This is a genomic window from Okeania sp. (genome assembly GCF_035285525.1).
Classification (GTDB): domain Bacteria; phylum Cyanobacteriota; class Cyanobacteriia; order Cyanobacteriales; family Microcoleaceae; genus Trichodesmium.
The window spans coordinates 1-16457 of the sequence record NZ_JAYKGW010000239.1 but is presented as its reverse complement, the minus strand read 5'-3'; the positions used below and the strand labels follow the sequence as shown (position 1 = coordinate 16457).

The window sequence follows — 16457 nt, the reverse complement described above, 5'->3', positions numbered from 1 at the left end:
TAGGCCTACTTGGAAGGGACTGCAAGTTTAGTTATTCACATTGATGTGGAAAACTATCTAGTGTTAAGCTTTTCGACCAGTTGGAGTGATACATCATATTTTTCTGCAACAACTTCAGCAGAAAGGCCAGACCTCAAATCTTCAATAATGGCGAATATGTTATCATATGCTGACTTTAGCCCTTCTGCTTTTCCTTCTGCTTTTCCTTCTGCTTTTCCTTTAACGAATCCTTGTTGTTCTGCATAAGCTATTCGTCCTCTTTCATCTTGCAATGCCATTGCCCGACTTTCGACTATCTCTAATTCTTCTGGAGTCATATTAATTTTATTAGCAATATTTAATGCTTGTTCTATTTCAGCAACTTCTCCTAAGTCTTTTGGTATTTCATCTAAGTTTGCTGTTTCTTTTAAGAAATAAATCCATTTATCTGTTAATGTTTTTAACTCAGATAAGCTTTTATTAAATCTCGGTAACTCTACAAATATTAACTGTAATTCTTCATCAGGGTATTTCCAGTTTTCCTCTTCATGTTTAAATACAAATTTATTGATAACATTTACTTTTTCTTGTTCTTTCTCTTTGTCTTTGAATAGAATAAAATCTGTGATTGTTACCGCTATAGCAGGACGTAATAGGGGATAATCATCTCCCGTTTTTAACTGATTCCCATAACCTTTTACTAAGTTATAAATTATTCCCTTGCTCAAAGCTGTCATCGGTGCGATTTGTATTTCTATAACTACGACCGAACCATCAGATAAAACAGCTTTTATATCTAAATAAGTATCTTTTAAACTAATTACTTGACCAGGATTAAAAGGATTGATAATTGTTAAAGATTCAATAGTTTTTTTGCCATCATAAATTATCGCATTCAGAAAACTAATTAAAATCTCTTGGCTTTTTTCGGAACCAAAGATTTTTTGAAAAGCATAATCAACCTTCGGACTAACAAAATTCATAGTTTTTATCTTAATTAATCATATTTAAGTTATTAAAAATATTATATAGCAATCCTCAATAAGATTGCTATAACATAAATAGGAAACTTAAGTTAATTGCGCTATTGATTAGGAAAACGAGAATTTAACCAACTTTCTAAATCTTCTAGAGAGTATTTTTTTGGTTATTTATTATTGCTATTCACTATAAAAAAGGTGAGTATATTACCCACCTTAATTAAACTATATCAAAATTTTCAAGTATAACGTTGATTACGGAAAATTTGGGTCTAAAGCTTCCCCTTTTAAGGGGATAAAAAGCGTTAGCAAAGCTTCTCTGCAAAAGGCACTTCCGACCCAGGAGACTAATTGATAACTGAAATTACTGTTTAATTTGTAGACTCTACTGGAGAGACTTCAATATGATTTAATAAAGTAGTTACAAAAGCAAATAGTAGGAACGGTAAAGACAAAACTACAATTAGAGCAATAGCTCCTAAAGCATAGACTTGGTTGCTGCTAGTCCAGAGAGCAACTCCTCCAGCAACACTCAAGAATACTACTACTAACCAAACAATAATCTGGCCATAGATATCCCCGAAGGTTAGGGTGCAATTAATACGATATTTTTCGATATTATTCATCAATTTTACCTAATTACATTACTTGAAATTTCTAGGTTAGACTATTTGTCAAACGATGGTAAGATTTCTCAAGATTTTGATGGAAATTGTTACGATACTTTACATTAAGATATAATTTTTAAGCAAGAAGTTATTTCAGTTATCAGTTATCAGTTATCAGTTATCAGTAGAGAGTGAACCTCGGAGTTCTGAAACTCTATTTCTTTTCACTGTTCCCTTTCCCTTAAAAGCAACTAAATTTTTGATACTAATAAAATAGGATTGCTATACCTCTAATTAAAACAATTAGATGATCAATGACATCTGAATGCTTATTTTTAATCTAGCCAAATTTCCCACCAAGAACCTGATTTAGATTTTGATGATGTAACTGGCTTAATATTCTTAATTTTTTCCCCTTTATTAATTTTACCTGCTACTTGTTGAGCTGCTGCTTCTTCACTTTCTGCTTCAACTATTATATCTCTACGATTGAGTACAACACGATATTTCATATTTTTTTCCTCTTTAGTTGATCACTATAATACCGACATTATCATATCATGTTCTCTCAAAAATATAAAAACCGGATTGATTTGATTTCCAACCCGGTTTCTGAATAACTTTATTTTCTAGAAAATGAGTTAATAACCCATAGCTGACTGCTGAGTGCTGAATACTGAATGCTTATAATTAAACAGGTTTAGTTAAATCAAAACAATAACTATCATCTATTATTTGAGAATTAATTTTTACAGGTTCCATATCTGATGATTCTGGCAACTTTCTATTGGCAGGTTGAAATTTTACTTTTTTGCAAACAATTTGAGAATTATTTATAGAAGCATAATCCCAAGTAAAAACTTCTAAATCTCTAATATTTGCATTAGCTGGAACTTTAATAAATGCGCTGAGTAAAACTAATTCTAGACTTATTAAAGCAATAAGTATGTATTTCCACATAGTTTTTCCTAAGTTGATTTTAAATAATTAATTTTCAATCATATATTATCTCATAGTTTTGATTCATGTGTCAAGAACCAATGGATAATGGATAATTAGACATATATTCAGCAATTAATAATTAATAATTACCCCTTCTTTTCAGAAGGGGATTGACGACTAATCATGATTGTTTTTATCTTCTAGGATAGGGGAAGCTGCAAGGTGTGAATTGTTGAATAAATAATTATTAACTATTAATTATTAATTGTTTGGTAATCCTATTTTATTAAAGCAATAAGCTAAATTTCTCAGAATTATAAAGTATAGTTCATTAATGGATAATGGATAATTACATCATCTGTTAAAAATCTGTTTGCGAAGCATTCCGGAGGAAATGCTTACCTTTTAATTATTCATTATCCATTATTAATTATTATTTCTATTTCCACTTTTTCCAGCAAATAATTTTAGGGAATATTCTGCAGGTTTAGCTGAATTAGAAACTACTACAAATTGATAATAACCAGCTCTTCTAATTTCACCTTGCCATTGGTTTTCAGGAGAATCTTTAATAAATAATCTAGACCGATGACGATAACTGTTAGGAGGATAAATAGATAATAAAACTTGTGGAGAATTAGACTCTAATTTAACTCGTAAATCTTGTTCACCTTCTAACCAAGCTAAATAAATTTTACCTCCTCCTGGCTGAAGAATACCCTTAACATTTTGTTTGTCAGAACCTCGTGCAAAACGAATTTCTTCCATAGATTTTTTACTTTCTAAATCTTTCATTGTATCACTAGCGATCGCTTGCCAAACTTGACCTATTGGTAAACCCAAAAGGTTTCTACCAATAGTTTTTCCTGAAAATAAATTAAGAAGCCGAGCATCATTCAAATCATTAAAAGCAGCACTACTAATATTTAATGTCCTTAGTTGCTCCCGCCATCTATAAATATAATCTTGACTATAATTACCTAATCTACGGCGAGCGTCTGGACTTAATGTTTCTAGTTTTTCTGCTAATTTATCAGCTATGGCATACCATCTTTCTTGCCATACTCTATCTTCTTGCTTCAAAATTTGACCTTGTTTTTCCGGATATTGAGTGTAGAAAAATTCATCCACTAAGGCAAAAAAGAAAGGTTCATTGATACCTAAATTTTTGAGGCGATCAATCAAGACTTCTGGTTTTTCATCTACAATTTCACTTGGTTTAGATTTGTATTCTAACCAAAAATTACCAGCTACCCAACCTATTCCTCCCATGCTAAATATTGTCATCAATACTATTAAAATTGTTGACAAAATAGAAGAGTTTGGCACAAAGTTAGTAGTTACAGGAACTTGGGAAGCTACCATGGTAGCAACATTGGAGGGTCTACTAGCAGAAATAGGTGGAGGGGAAACCATATCTGGTGGTGCTTGGGTAATAGCTAAATTCATGCTAGATGGTAAATTTTCTAGCGCTTCTATAACTTGACGAGCATTTTTAAAACGAGCGCTCGGTTTAGAATCTAACATTCTATCTAAAACATTTCCCAATTTTTCACTAAGAGTAATTTCTTGACGCCACTTAAAAGTCAAATTTTGAGGGTTAATTAAAGCTGTGGGTTCTTTTCCAGTTAACAAAACCAAAACTGTTGTTGCTAAAGCATATAGATCGCTATCATTATTAATAATTCCTAGTCGCATTTGTTCATCTGGAGCGTATCCTAATTTTCCTAATCTTGTGGCTTGGGGTCGAATACCACCTCCTTGATGAGCATATTCAAAAGCAACTTTGGTTGCGGTTTCTTTCACTCCACCAAAATCAATTAATACTGGTAATTTATCAGAAGCTTGGAGAATAATATTATCTGGAGAAATGTCACGATGAATAACTCCTAAACTGTGAATATATTCTAATACTGGTAATAGCTGAAGTAAAAATTTTGTGACTTCTGTTTCGTTAAAAAGTTTGCCTTGAAGTTGACGATTTTCTAACAGTTCGCGATAAGTTTTACCCTTTATATAATCTTGTACTAAAAATAAATATCCTTCCCCATTTAGTTTATAACGAAACATTTCCCGGAAACCTGGAATTTGTGGATGGCGTAATTTGTAGAGTACGCCTGCTTCCCGTTCAAATAGTTCCTGAGATTTTTCTAAAGCGTAACTACCATGAACTTGGGGGGCAAATTCTTTCAGCACACAAAGTTCTTGGAAACGGTGGTTATCTTCTGAGAGGTAGGTACGCCCAAAACCACCATGTCCTAATTGTTTAATAATTTTATAGCGGTTAGTGAGTATTATACCGGGATATATAGGATTATTCATAAAAAATAATGGCTAGTTTGAACCTAGATTATGTTCTTTCTATTATATTAGGTTGGACTTAACCGTTACAAAATTTTAGATTTGATCGTAGGAATTTGGTCTCACGAATGATTTCATATTATTATAGAGATTCACGACTTACCCATGGGAAACCCGGTTTCTGCGGTAAATCATTGTTTTTGATAATAAACATCTATGAGAAACTGGGTTTCTGGGTTCCCATGGTTTTAGTCCTGAGATTTTAATTGATCTATTTTATCTTTAGAGTAGTTAATCCCATGACGGTGATAGTGGTTTTAATTAACTACCTTAACTTCAGCTATAGCGCTACTTGAATCGGGAATAGGGAACACAGAAGGTGGGAACAGGAAAATATCAAAGAGTTTTTCGTATAGGGAAATCTTCCGCAAACAGCATGTACAAATTTTCGTACCCTTTTCTTAGACTGCTATAACACCTAAATTATTACCGAAAAATTAGGGTGCATTTCTATTTGCCAAAATACTTTTTTCCTATTCCTTATTCCCTATTCTTTGTTCCCTAAAAACAATAAAAAATTTGGCTTTCTTGAAAATTGAGATAGACCCAAAAATTAAGGTATAAAGATTATTTATTCATGTCTAATCGACCAAGAAAAGAAAACTATTCCTTTTCATCAATCGTCTTATTTAGAATGAAGAGGTAATTCATAATTATTAATTGTTAATTATTGAACCCTTAAGTTTCTGGATTAGTAATTTCTCCCATAAACAAAATAGTACCAGAATCATTATCCCTAATTGCAAAAAAGAAAGGACGGTCAACTAACATATTAACCACTTTTTCTGCACTTCTAGTTTTCATTATTACACTGGTAACTGCTGCTGCTTCTGTTCCAGTTTCATTAACTTCAACAAATGTTTTATGTTTAACTTCATTAATATATAAATCTGCTGGAATAGGGCACATTCCAGAAAAATCTGCTACCTTGCTATCAAAAGCTATTTCCATTCCTAAAGATTTCAAGACATTATTCAGACTAACTTCATATTCAGTTTTAAATTTTGGCAATCCTAAATTAACTTTATTGTAGTCAAACATTACCATCCAATTTTCCCAGTTTTCTTCATTTAAAATTTCATAAAATTTATCTAATCCTACTTCTTTTCTAGGAAGAAATACATACATACTTACCCGACCTTCTCTATAAGGTAAACTAACAGCTTGAAAATCTTCATCTTCGTAATATAAATATTGAGATGATTGAAACATAATTGGATGTTGCTTTTGTTTGCCATTAGGTAGATGAAAAGGCATTTCTTTGGTAGAATTTTTGGCAAATGCTTGCTCCCAATCAGCTTTAAAATAAATCGCATTTAACAAAACCATAACTACATCTGATTCTAACTTATCAATTATTCGATTAACTTTTCCCTGAGTAGAATCCTTAACCCAATTATTAATAATATCTGGTGTTTGTGGATCATTAAAGTCAATTTCACTGACCTTGCTCTGATAAAAATCTTGATTTCTTTGGATAAAATCTGGATGAAAAGATATTCCTTTTTTAGTCCAAATTGAATTAGCAATATCTAATTTAACCTCTGAATTTAAACTCTTTAATAAACTTCCTAATCTTTTGTTTTCCTGATTAACTTCTTCTAAACTCATTCCCTCAAAATTTAAAGCTTTCGCCATAGCTGTTTGAGTATTTCCACTAGCACCATTGTAAGTCATTGATAAAGCGATCGCTACACTACTCGGCGATATAAAAATATTTTCATTTGACTGAGATTTATGAATTTCTGAAAATAGTTTAAAACCAAACTTATTATTAGCAGAAACTAATTTCATACTCATATCTGTATCTACTGTTTGAGTTAATTTATTCTGCATTTTATTTATATAATTATCGGTATGATTTTGCTGATTATTTAACCTTATTGCAGTTCCTGGTAAATGAGAGAATCCCAAAAGTGCTAAGAAAGCAATTATTCTTAGAGACATTTTTACCGAAATAGTATAATATTTATTTATCAGTTTTGTTAACATTTTATTACCTCAATGGAGTGAATCAATCACAATGACAATCGACTTAATTTTCAACGGAGCTAATTTATTTGTATTACCATTCTGGGCATTAATAATATTTTTACCTAACTGGAAAGTAACTCGCAAAATTATGGAATCTTTTATTCCTTTTCTATTATTAGTAGTCGTTTATCTTTACCTACTTATTATCAGTCTTACCCCTGAATCAGCAGCAGCTTTATCAAATCCTAATCTTTCAGATATCGCTAAATTCTTTGGAGAAAAATCAGCAGCAGCAACCGGATGGCTTCATTTTTTAGTCATGGATTTATTTGTTGGTCGTTGGATTTATTGGGAAGGACAACGTACTGGTGTTTGGACAGTCCACTCCATAATTTTTTGTTTATTTGCCGGACCTTTTGGTTTATTATCTCATATTTTAACAGATTGGATAACTCAAAAATTCTTCAGTAATTCCACAGAACAAACTACTGAAACATCTACTTTTATTAATGAATAATTAATAATGGATAATTACCTGTAGTTAAAACCTTGAGGTAATTGAAGAGAAGAGAATATCCTAACACTTTTTTTTCTTATAAAGAGAGGTTATATACTTTAATTTTTCGGTGAATTTGTATAGTAGGGGTTTGGTTTCCAAACCCTAAAAAAAAGCGACACTCCTCTGCAAGAGGCAACTCCTCCACAGAAGGCTAGTTTACGGTTAAATGCTTATACTTCATCTCAAACTATAGCAATCCTATAGCAAGATGAAATCATTTGTGAGAAAAAACTGTAGGGGTTTGGTTTCCAAATCCCATTTGTGCTTGGGGAAAGGAGACCAAACCCTTACCAGAAAATCTGACAATCTATTTAGGATTGCTATATCTTAATTTTATAGGTTCTTAATCAACATTCAGTAGTTTCTCAGATATTACTAATATTGTTAGGTTTAAATAATTATTATAAGGTAGTGATAATTAATAATGGATAATTAATAATTTATAATTTATAATTTATAATTACCTCATCCCTAAAAGGGAGAATATTTAAAAATCAGGAAAAAAAATAATTTTTTCCTGGCAAGGAGGAGACTTCAAGGCGTGAATTATTACTTGAAAATTCTTGATTTTTCCATTGAGCTTATTCTTGCTAATGATTATTTTTATATCAGAAAATCAGTTCTCAAACTTTCCCTTGAAAAAAGATCAAAAAAATCAGTATTTTAAACCTCCATATAGGAAGATAAAATGATAACTGATATAACAGTCGAAACAAAGGGCGCAGACATTTATAAAAAATCAAACTTTTTGTGAACCTACTATTCCCTATTCCCTATTCCCTAATAACTGAATTTATAGAGGTAAAATTATGGCAGTTAAATATGATATTGTTATTATTGGCGGTGGTTCTGCTGGATTAGTAGTAGCTTCTGCTGCTGCTCAATTAAAAGCTAAAGTTGCATTAGTTGAAAAAGATAAATTGGGTGGTGATTGTTTGTGGTATGGTTGTGTTCCTAGTAAGTCTTTAATTCATGCTTCTCGTGTTGCTTATCAAGTAAAAAATGCTGCTAAGTTTGGCATTTATACTCAACTTCCAGAAATTGAATTTGCTAAAGCAACTGGTCATGTTCAACAAGTAATAACTAATATTCAACCCCATGATTCACCAGAAAGATTTCGAGGTTTAGGTGTGGAAGTTATTTTTGGGGAAGGTAAATTTTTAGACGGTAAAACTTTTGAAGTTAATGGTCAAAAATTAACTGCTAGAGCTTTTGTGATTTCGACAGGTTCTCGACCTGCTATTCCACCTATAGAAGGGTTAAATTCTGCTGGTTTCCTAACAAATGAAAAGGTATTTAATCTACAAGAAAAACCAGATTCTTTAGCAATAATTGGTGCTGGTCCAATAGGTTGTGAGTTAGGTCAAGCTTTTTCTCGTCTTGGTAGTGAGGTGACAATTATTTCTAGTAGAAGTCATATTTTACCGAAGGAAGAACCGGAAGCAGCTCTAGTTATACAGGAACAATTTGAGTCAGAAGGAATTAATATTTTCAAGGAAGTTAGAGCCGAAAAAGTCGAAATTGTCAATGGGAAAAAACAATTAACAGCAGGTGGAAAAAATATTCTAGTTGATGAAATTTTAGTCGCTAGTGGTAGGATGCCTAATATCGAATCTTTGAATTTAGAAGCTGCTGGAGTAGAAGCTGGAAAACCAGGAATTATTGTTAATGAAAAGTTGCAAACTACTAATTCTAAAATTTATGCTTGTGGAGATGTAATTGGTGGTTATCAGTTTACTCATGTAGCTGGTCATGAAGCAGTTATTGTTTTAAAAAATGCTTTAACAAATGCGGCGCTTTTTCCGATTCCTATTACTTTTAAGAAAGCTAATTATCGAGTTATTCCTTGGGCAACTTTTACTGACCCAGAATTGGCAAGAGTAGGTTTAACAGAAGAGCAGGCAAAAGAGCGTTATGGAGATGATGTTTATATTTTAAAGCAACCTTTTTCTGGTGTAGACCGCGCTCAAGCTGAAGCTGCAACCAAAGGATTTGCTAAGATTATTACTAGGGGAAATGGAGAAATTTTAGGAGCGCATTTAGTTGGTATTTCTGCTGGTGAATTAATCCATGAAATTGTTTTAGCAATGTCACATAATTTGCCTGTTTCTGCTTTGACTGGGATTCATATTTATCCGACTTTATCTGAAGTAAATAGTCAAGCTGGTTTATTGTTGAAAAAGCAGAAATATGCTAAGAATTTATGGCAGCAAAATATGTTAGAAAAATTCTTTAGTTGGAGGCGGTCTTTTTAACAGTTATCAGTTATCATTTGTATGATGGATAAGTATAGAAATCCTACAAATAGACTGTAATATTTTATCGTAGGGGTTTGGTCTCCTTTCCCCAAGTCAAAATGGGATTTGGAAACCAAACCCCCACAGTTTTTTTCACAAATTATTTCAGTAGGTAGGTGGAAAAATTTACAAGTACCTCTTGCCATAATTTTTTTCTGAGTATGCAGAGAAACCAAATCAGGGAAAGGTAATTATTAATTATCCATTATCCATTATCCATTGCTATATTATTTATAAAGTTACCTAAAAAATAAAACACTGCATTATTATGTTTACCAAACTTAGCGCCAAAATTCTTTTTTGCACCCTCACTACAGGAATAATTACTACTTTCCTACCTCAGTCCAGTTTTGCTCAATTTTATGAAAATAGCTATGACAATAACACAATAAATCCTTTACAAGACTTACAAACAATAGATAACCCCGATCCTTTCGGTGATTCAGGTGGTCTCAATATGTTCGACATTATTCATAACTCCAGGCTCGGAAATAACCGGGATATGAAAGAATATATGCTCGAACAACGTGACAGTCTAAATGACGCAGCAGCAGAGTTCCGTAATAAACAAAAGCAACTTATACAACAGCCATCGAACACTCCTGGTGATACTTCTACTCCTGCCACAGGTAATACGAATAATTGATAATTTGATAATAGACATCTCCAGAAATAAGAAATAGAATCAATTCTTATCTATGAATCATCAATTACTCCCCCCTATTTTCAGTTAAGTGTTCCCTCTTTTCCGGAGATGTCTAATTAATAATTAATAATGTCAAGACTTACGCAGACTTAATCAAGACTTACTCATAACCACCATTTTCTTAGGGGTGAATGGGATTCGTTTATACAGATGGTGTATATTTTCTTATGTTGGGTAAATTCTATTAATGAAAACTATCCTTAATTATTAATTATCTATTGCTAAGGGGGTTTGGTCTTCAAACCTCTACAGTTTCCTGATAATGCAAGCATATTTTTCCGTGGTGTGTACTCTACAAATAGCTCAAAAAAATACTCCAATATATCTCATCTTCAGCAATTAATTATTAATTGTTTGGTAAGCATTTCAACTAGCAAAACTAAATTAAAAGGAATAAAATAATGTTTCATCAAAAATGGAAAAAAAGAATAATTTTTGCTTGGTTATTTACATTAATTTTTATTAGTACCATTACATTAAATATTATTTTATCCCAACCATCAGCGATCGCTGTGAAAGAAGAAGACTGGGACAGATTTTTGCAGCAAAAAAACTTTGTTGAAGCAGTTAATCAAGTAGAGCAACATTGGGAAAGAGATTATGAAAATTACTTTGATGAAAATCTAGCCGATTTTTCATTAACTGCTGAAGATATAGCCAAAACTCTGACAAATTTATCTCAACAAAGTGGTACAAAACCTGCTGTTATTTGGATTTGGCAACGGGAAAAACAAATGCAGTTAATTTTAATAACTCCCGGCAAAAAACCAGAAATTTATAGTGTGTTAGATGTAGAACGACAGAAATTAATTAATACACTTAGAAAGTTCAATGTAGAAATAACAAATCCCATAAAACGCAAAACTACATCATATTTAGAGCCTGGTCAAAAACTATATGAATGGATGGTAAAACCATTAGAATCTAGACTAAAAGCAGAAAAAATAGATACCATAATGTTCTGCTTAGGTGCTAATTTACGAACTATACCATTAGCAGCACTACATGATGGGGAAAATTTTATTATCGAAAAATATGCTATTACTCAGATTCCAGCATTTAATCTGATAGATACTAACTATAATCAGATTAAAAATGCTCAAATATTAGCAATGGGAGCATCAGAATTTAAAGAATTACCATCTTTACCAGCAGTACCAGTAGAAATAGATAAAATTACAAAATTCTTGGGGAAAGGTAAAGCATTAATGAACCAAGAATTTACAGTTAAAAATTTACAACAACAACGACAAAAACAACCTTATGAAATAGTTCATTTAGCCACCCATGCTGAATTTAAACCAGGAAAACCAGATAAGTCTTATATACAATTTTGGGATGACGAAAAAATTGGATTAGATGAAATAGAAAAGTTAAAACTGAATCAACCACCAGTAGAATTATTAGTTTTGAGTGCTTGTCGTACTGCATTGGGAGACAAAGAAGCAGAGTTAGGTTTTGCAGGTTTAACAGTAAAGTCTGGAGTCAGATCCGCCTTAGCAAGTTTGTGGTATGTTAGCGATATTGGTACATTAGGATTAATGACAGAATTTTATGAGCATTTACAAAAGACACCGTTAAAAGCAGAAGCTCTGCGACAAGCTCAAGTTGCGATGTTAAAAGGAAAAGTAGGTGTAAATAAAGGTAAGTTAAACGGAACTAGGGGAGAATTAAAATTACCACCAGAATTTGCAGAATTTGGTGATGAGAGTTTTTCTCATCCTTATTATTGGTCAGGTTTTACATTAATAGGTAATCCTTGGTAAGGAAAATTTAGAGATTGAATAATTTAGTTTGTAGGTTGGGTTGAGGCAACGAAACCCAACTCTAACTTCCTGTTTTGAGCTGAGTATTATTTGTTGGGTTTCACTTCGTTCTATCCAACCTATTTTCTTGATATAATTAGCTATGATAAAAAGGTGAATCCATACCAAAGGAAGCTTCTTTTGTAACATCACCATCAAAAAGCTTTACACTAAGATTTCCATTTACTTGTTTAACAAATGGAATTAATAAATTATCAATATAATTTTGGGCATTTTCTACAGAATCAAATTCATAAAAACCACCTACACTATAGGTATTTAAACCACTCAACCAAGTTTTAGATTTTAACCCCGGAAATTTTTTCATGTCTACATTAATAGGTTCCCAATTAATTTCAGTAAAAGGAATTGATACTTGATATTCAGCATATATGAAGACTTTACCCATTAGTTTAATCTCAAATTAATTTTTTGTTTAGTTTAGCATCTTTATTGATTTTTGGTAAATAAATTATTCAAATAATTATTTCTATTCAAAATCACCTTGATAATGTCTGACAAAAGTTTCATCTTGAATACTACCATAAGTCTGTTCAATTGAAAAAAGTAATCAAAGAACAAGTTACCATGAAATTTTTCTTGATTATAGTAATCAGTTAACTGCTTTAAACTGTCATGTTGTTTATACAATTCCTATTTCTTTAGCTTATTCAAGTCAAGGAACTGAACTAAGAAATATTTTATGCAACTCCCCAAGTTTTACCAATGATTATGGTCAAAAATCATTATAATGAACCTTAGAAAAAGGATTAGATAAACTCAAGGAAATTATTCAAAAAAGAGTTGATTTAGTAGAGATTGGAATTGATATTGATACTCAAATTTTTGATAATTCAGAAACTCGGAAAAAGTTTTTTCAGATGACTGGCGGTAATATCCGAGATTTGATGTTATTAATGCAATCTGCCATACGTCAAGTTGATGATTTTCCGATAAATATAAAAGCAGTAAATCGTGCTATTAGCGATGCTAGAGATGGTACTTACAGAAATGCAGTTAATTTTGAAGAATGGGATAAGTTAGCTACAGTTTATCGGTCAAAAAATATTCCTAACGAGGAGGAGTATCGCAGTTTATTATTTCGTCGTTGTGTATTGGAATATCGAGATGTTGATCGTGAAGATAATCCTATACGTTGGTATGATATTCATCCTTTAATTGAAGGAACATCTGAGTTTCAATCTGCACTAAATAGGCGGCTAACTTCTAATGAGTAATAACTTAATCAGTCGAATAGAAAAATCTCAACCAGATGAACAAGAAATTTATCTGACTTTAACAGAGGATTTATCTTGGTGTGAAGGTTTTGGTATTTTATTTATCCAGTGTTCTTTTGTACAGAAAAGTAGGATTATTGGTAAAGTTAAGCAAGATATTCCAGACAAAAAAATAGATGTTTGAAAATTAAAAAAAATCCTCTGAATAATTTATATGATTTGATAGAAGAGAAGGTGAAAGATAATCGAATTGATATCTTATTTATTAGTGGTATTGAAAAGTCTTTAGATTGAGATAATTATATTAAAATTACACGAGAAAATCCGAAAAATTATTACGAAAAAGGTTCGATATCATACTTATTAGGTCATCTAAATTGGCAACGAGATAGATTTAGAGATAATTTTAATTGCTGTTTAGTTTTTACAGTCAGGAAATACACTTTAAAGTATTTAGTACGTCAAGCCCCAAATTTTTTTTGATTGGCGTTCTGGAATATTTAAGTTTCCTGTAAATAACGTTATTAATTTACCTCAATATTATCCTCCATTTGAAAGTTATCTTGAGCAAGAAAAACAACTATAAGTATTTCCAGATACGGCATGGTTTCATCAAAATAAAGATACTCTGGAATATGTTGAGTTGTTAGAAGAACTGCTATTATTAGAATATGAAAATCCTGAATATTTAAAAACTCTCGACTCTGTTCTGAAATCTAATATTGATAAATTAAATTACTCTTTTTCCCAACTTTTACAAAAATGGATAAGTGATACTTGTTCTCAAGCTAATCTGGAAGAAAAAGAAGCAATTTTAGCAATGGTAGAAAGTCTTTGTTTAGAGATTTTTCAATTTCCTGGAGAAAAGTTGTCAAATTTTTTAGAAATAGTAATTGTTGGATTAGAAACTATTTTAAGATTTCGTACTCGCGATACTTTTCCTAAAAAACGGGCAGAAATTCTGAATTTTTTAGCTCATGCTTACCGAGAAAGAATCAGAGGAAATAAAGCTGAAAATATTGAACAAGAAATCACTTGTTTAAATCATGCTTTAAAGACTTATGCGCAAAAAAAACATCTTTGAGAATGGGCGGAAATTCAGAACCATTTAGCCCATGCTTATTGGGAAAGAATCAGAGGAAGTAAAACTGAAAATATTGAGGGAGCGATCGCTTGTTTACAAATGGCTTTAATGGTTTATACGCCAGACAATTTCCCTGTACAATGGGCAGAAATTTTAAATAACTTAGCTCATGGTTATCGGGAAGACTATTCCCGATGGAAACAGAATCAAAAATAGAGAAATTTCAGCTTTGAAAAATCTGTTCAACGGTCAAATTAAATTCCGGAAAAATTAGAGATTTATCAATCACATCTTTCCCTCTAAAATGTTGTACTTGATATTCTCCATTTAAAAGCTGATAAATAGAAATAGTTGGTTGTTTAGGATGCCCAATAAAACGAATACCTCCTATTCCTAAATAATCAACAATCGAATATTCACGAATACCCATTGCTTCATAATCAATTAATTTATAACCATAATCATCCCGCCACTTTGTGCTAACTACTTCAACCACTAAAGGAATTGATTCTCCATCAACAAGAGTTTATTTATCATTCCATAAAGGCTGATTAATCAAATTTTGGCGATTCATAATTAGTACATCCGGATTATAGCCAGTTTCTTGATTTTTTAGTTTAATTAATGCCTTCTGAGGAATACGATAAGGTAATTGCATCCTCATGTATTCTCAGGTTAATTCTTGAATAATAAATCCAGTAATATCTGCATGTATTCCTGTAGGTTCAATTTCGATAGTTTTGCCTTCATGTAATTCATAGCGCCTACTTTCTGGTAGCCATTCAGTAAACTCATCAAAAGTTATTAATTTTTGTAATAATTGAACCATAAATACTCTGACTTTTTAGTTATTTTATAATAATATATAGCAACGAGGAATGAGATGTGAGAAAAAGCTGTAGGGGTTTGGTTTCCAAACCCCTACGATCAAATCTTACAACCTATTTAGGATTGCTATAAAAATCCTATTTTTTTTGTCAAAAATTTAGTAATTTTTAGGTAACAAGGAATAGAAAAAAAAGAAAAACAACTGTACCTTATAACTTGGGAAATTGCTATATTTTATTGGCGAAAGTACAGTAAATCTCCAATATATTTGAACTTCTCCTGTACACCTGATCTGGAAGCAAGATGCTCCCACTGTCATCGGTATATCTCTCTTCCCACCCTTCCCATACTCTGCTTTATTCAGCAAACCCTAATTTGACTTACCGTCACTACCTAAATATTCTCGATAAGCACAAATTTTGTCACCTCGGACATCAAAAGAAATTGCTACTCGATTTTTATAAGGTTTTCCCCACATCGGACCTTCATCTCGAAATTCAAAGACCACCGTTGTTTCATTGCTAGTAATGCGATCTAAAGAAGTAATAGAAAGTCCTTCACTATAAGCTTCAGAAACATACTGAAAAAATTCTCTAGCACGGTCTTTTCCTTCATTTAAACCATGAAATTTCCCCACAGGAAACCAAAAAGTAAAATCGTCAGTTAGCATCTCTAAAAATGCTTCCCATTCTCCAGTCGCTAAACCATGAGTCAATTTCTCAAAAGCTGCTTGACCTATTGCTAGTGTATTTGTTTGTGTGTCAATCATAATCTTAGTATTTTTATAGTTTTCAGGACTTACGCAAATCCTTAGACAAAAAGTTATTCGTAGAGGACGCTTACAGGTGGTATAAACAAGACTTACGCAAAGAAACTCGGTTTCTAGGGTAAATCATTGTTTTTGGCAATAAGCATCTACGAGAAACCCGGTCTCTGGGTTCCCGTGGCTTTAGTCCTGATAAATTTTCTTATAGAACCCATTTGGGGTCTTTACACGCATTGAGGATTGGGAGTCAGGAGACAGGAGACAGGAGTCAAGAAATCGAGAAGTAAAATAGGGAAAAAAGTATAAAAATAGTTCTATTATGCACCATCT

18 protein-coding genes are annotated in these 16457 nt (G+C 31.9%); 7 read left to right on the top strand and 11 right to left on the bottom strand.

The annotated features are described in order from the left end of the window. Window positions 1-53: 53 nt before the first annotated feature. The 6 genes from VKJ25_RS22610 to VKJ25_RS22585 all read right to left on the bottom strand — a co-directional run bounded on the left by VKJ25_RS22610 (window position 54) and on the right by VKJ25_RS22585 (window position 6817). On the bottom strand, window positions 54-962 hold the full coding sequence (locus VKJ25_RS22610; RefSeq protein WP_324238905.1) for an Rpn family recombination-promoting nuclease/putative transposase: 909 nt from the start codon (window positions 960-962) through the stop codon (window positions 54-56). 368 nt (window positions 963-1330) lie between these two features. Continuing rightward, a complete protein-coding gene (locus VKJ25_RS22605; RefSeq protein WP_324238904.1) occupies window positions 1331-1585 on the bottom strand; it encodes a hypothetical protein in 255 nt (84 codons plus the stop codon). A gap of 317 nt (window positions 1586-1902) precedes the next feature. After that, window positions 1903-2079: a hypothetical protein gene (locus tag VKJ25_RS22600; RefSeq protein ID WP_324238903.1), complete on the bottom strand. Its 177-nt coding sequence runs from the start codon at window positions 2077-2079 to the stop codon at window positions 1903-1905. A 178-nt stretch (window positions 2080-2257) separates the two neighbouring features. Next, window positions 2258-2527, bottom strand: a complete 270-nt coding sequence (locus VKJ25_RS22595; RefSeq protein WP_324238902.1) for a hypothetical protein — start codon at window positions 2525-2527, stop codon at window positions 2258-2260. Window positions 2528-2935: 408 nt separating this feature from the next. Further along, window positions 2936-4831, bottom strand: a complete 1896-nt coding sequence (locus tag VKJ25_RS22590) for a protein kinase domain-containing protein (RefSeq protein ID WP_324238901.1) — start codon at window positions 4829-4831, stop codon at window positions 2936-2938. Between the two features lie 717 nt (window positions 4832-5548). Next, entirely contained in the window at window positions 5549-6817 is a 1269-nt protein-coding gene (locus tag VKJ25_RS22585) for a serpin family protein (protein ID WP_324238900.1), read from the bottom strand. 76 nt (window positions 6818-6893) lie between these two features. Here VKJ25_RS22585 and VKJ25_RS22580 point away from each other — a divergent pair, with 76 nt between their 5' ends. From VKJ25_RS22580 to VKJ25_RS22565, 4 genes are all read left to right on the top strand, one after another. Next, window positions 6894-7361, top strand: coding sequence for an ABA4-like family protein (locus tag VKJ25_RS22580; RefSeq protein ID WP_324238899.1), 468 nt, complete (start codon window positions 6894-6896; stop codon window positions 7359-7361). Between the two features lie 851 nt (window positions 7362-8212). Further along, window positions 8213-9658 (top strand): dihydrolipoyl dehydrogenase family protein, encoded by a 1446-nt coding sequence (locus VKJ25_RS22575; protein WP_324238898.1) that lies wholly within the window; start codon window positions 8213-8215, stop codon window positions 9656-9658. Window positions 9659-9968: 310 nt separating this feature from the next. Continuing rightward, on the top strand, window positions 9969-10346 hold the full coding sequence (locus tag VKJ25_RS22570; RefSeq protein WP_324238897.1) for a hypothetical protein: 378 nt from the start codon (window positions 9969-9971) through the stop codon (window positions 10344-10346). Window positions 10347-10807: 461 nt separating this feature from the next. After that, complete coding sequence (locus VKJ25_RS22565; RefSeq protein ID WP_324238896.1) at window positions 10808-12172, top strand: CHAT domain-containing protein; 1365 nt, start codon at window positions 10808-10810, stop codon at window positions 12170-12172. Window positions 12173-12308: 136 nt separating this feature from the next. On the opposite strand, the gene VKJ25_RS22560 is transcribed toward VKJ25_RS22565, so the two are convergent. Next, entirely contained in the window at window positions 12309-12620 is a 312-nt protein-coding gene (locus VKJ25_RS22560; RefSeq protein WP_324238895.1) for a hypothetical protein, read from the bottom strand. Between the two features lie 472 nt (window positions 12621-13092). Here VKJ25_RS22560 and VKJ25_RS22555 point away from each other — a divergent pair, with 472 nt between their 5' ends. The 3 genes from VKJ25_RS22555 to VKJ25_RS22545 all read left to right on the top strand — a co-directional run bounded on the left by VKJ25_RS22555 (window position 13093) and on the right by VKJ25_RS22545 (window position 14533). Next, entirely contained in the window at window positions 13093-13449 is a 357-nt protein-coding gene (locus VKJ25_RS22555; RefSeq protein ID WP_324238894.1) for a hypothetical protein, read from the top strand. Then, window positions 13442-13633, top strand: a complete 192-nt coding sequence (locus VKJ25_RS22550; protein ID WP_324238893.1) for a hypothetical protein — start codon at window positions 13442-13444, stop codon at window positions 13631-13633. The genes VKJ25_RS22555 and VKJ25_RS22550 overlap by 8 nt, the downstream gene beginning before the upstream one ends. Window positions 13634-14092: 459 nt before the next feature. After that, entirely contained in the window at window positions 14093-14533 is a 441-nt protein-coding gene (locus VKJ25_RS22545; protein WP_324238892.1) for a hypothetical protein, read from the top strand. A 223-nt stretch (window positions 14534-14756) separates the two neighbouring features. Here the strand turns inward: VKJ25_RS22545 and VKJ25_RS22540 are convergent, their stop codons facing one another. From VKJ25_RS22540 to VKJ25_RS22525, 4 genes are all read right to left on the bottom strand, one after another. Continuing rightward, window positions 14757-15038, bottom strand: a complete 282-nt coding sequence (locus VKJ25_RS22540) for a Uma2 family endonuclease (RefSeq protein WP_324238906.1) — start codon at window positions 15036-15038, stop codon at window positions 14757-14759. A 21-nt stretch (window positions 15039-15059) separates the two neighbouring features. After that, the gene (locus VKJ25_RS22535) at window positions 15060-15191 is read right to left on the bottom strand and encodes a hypothetical protein (RefSeq protein WP_324238891.1); all 132 of its coding nucleotides are present in this window, start codon (window positions 15189-15191) and stop codon (window positions 15060-15062) included. A 12-nt stretch (window positions 15192-15203) separates the two neighbouring features. Continuing rightward, window positions 15204-15362, bottom strand: a complete 159-nt coding sequence (locus tag VKJ25_RS22530; protein ID WP_324238890.1) for a hypothetical protein — start codon at window positions 15360-15362, stop codon at window positions 15204-15206. 369 nt (window positions 15363-15731) lie between these two features. After that, window positions 15732-16130: a nuclear transport factor 2 family protein gene (locus VKJ25_RS22525; RefSeq protein ID WP_324238889.1), complete on the bottom strand. Its 399-nt coding sequence runs from the start codon at window positions 16128-16130 to the stop codon at window positions 15732-15734. Window positions 16131-16457: the final 327 nt, after the last annotated feature.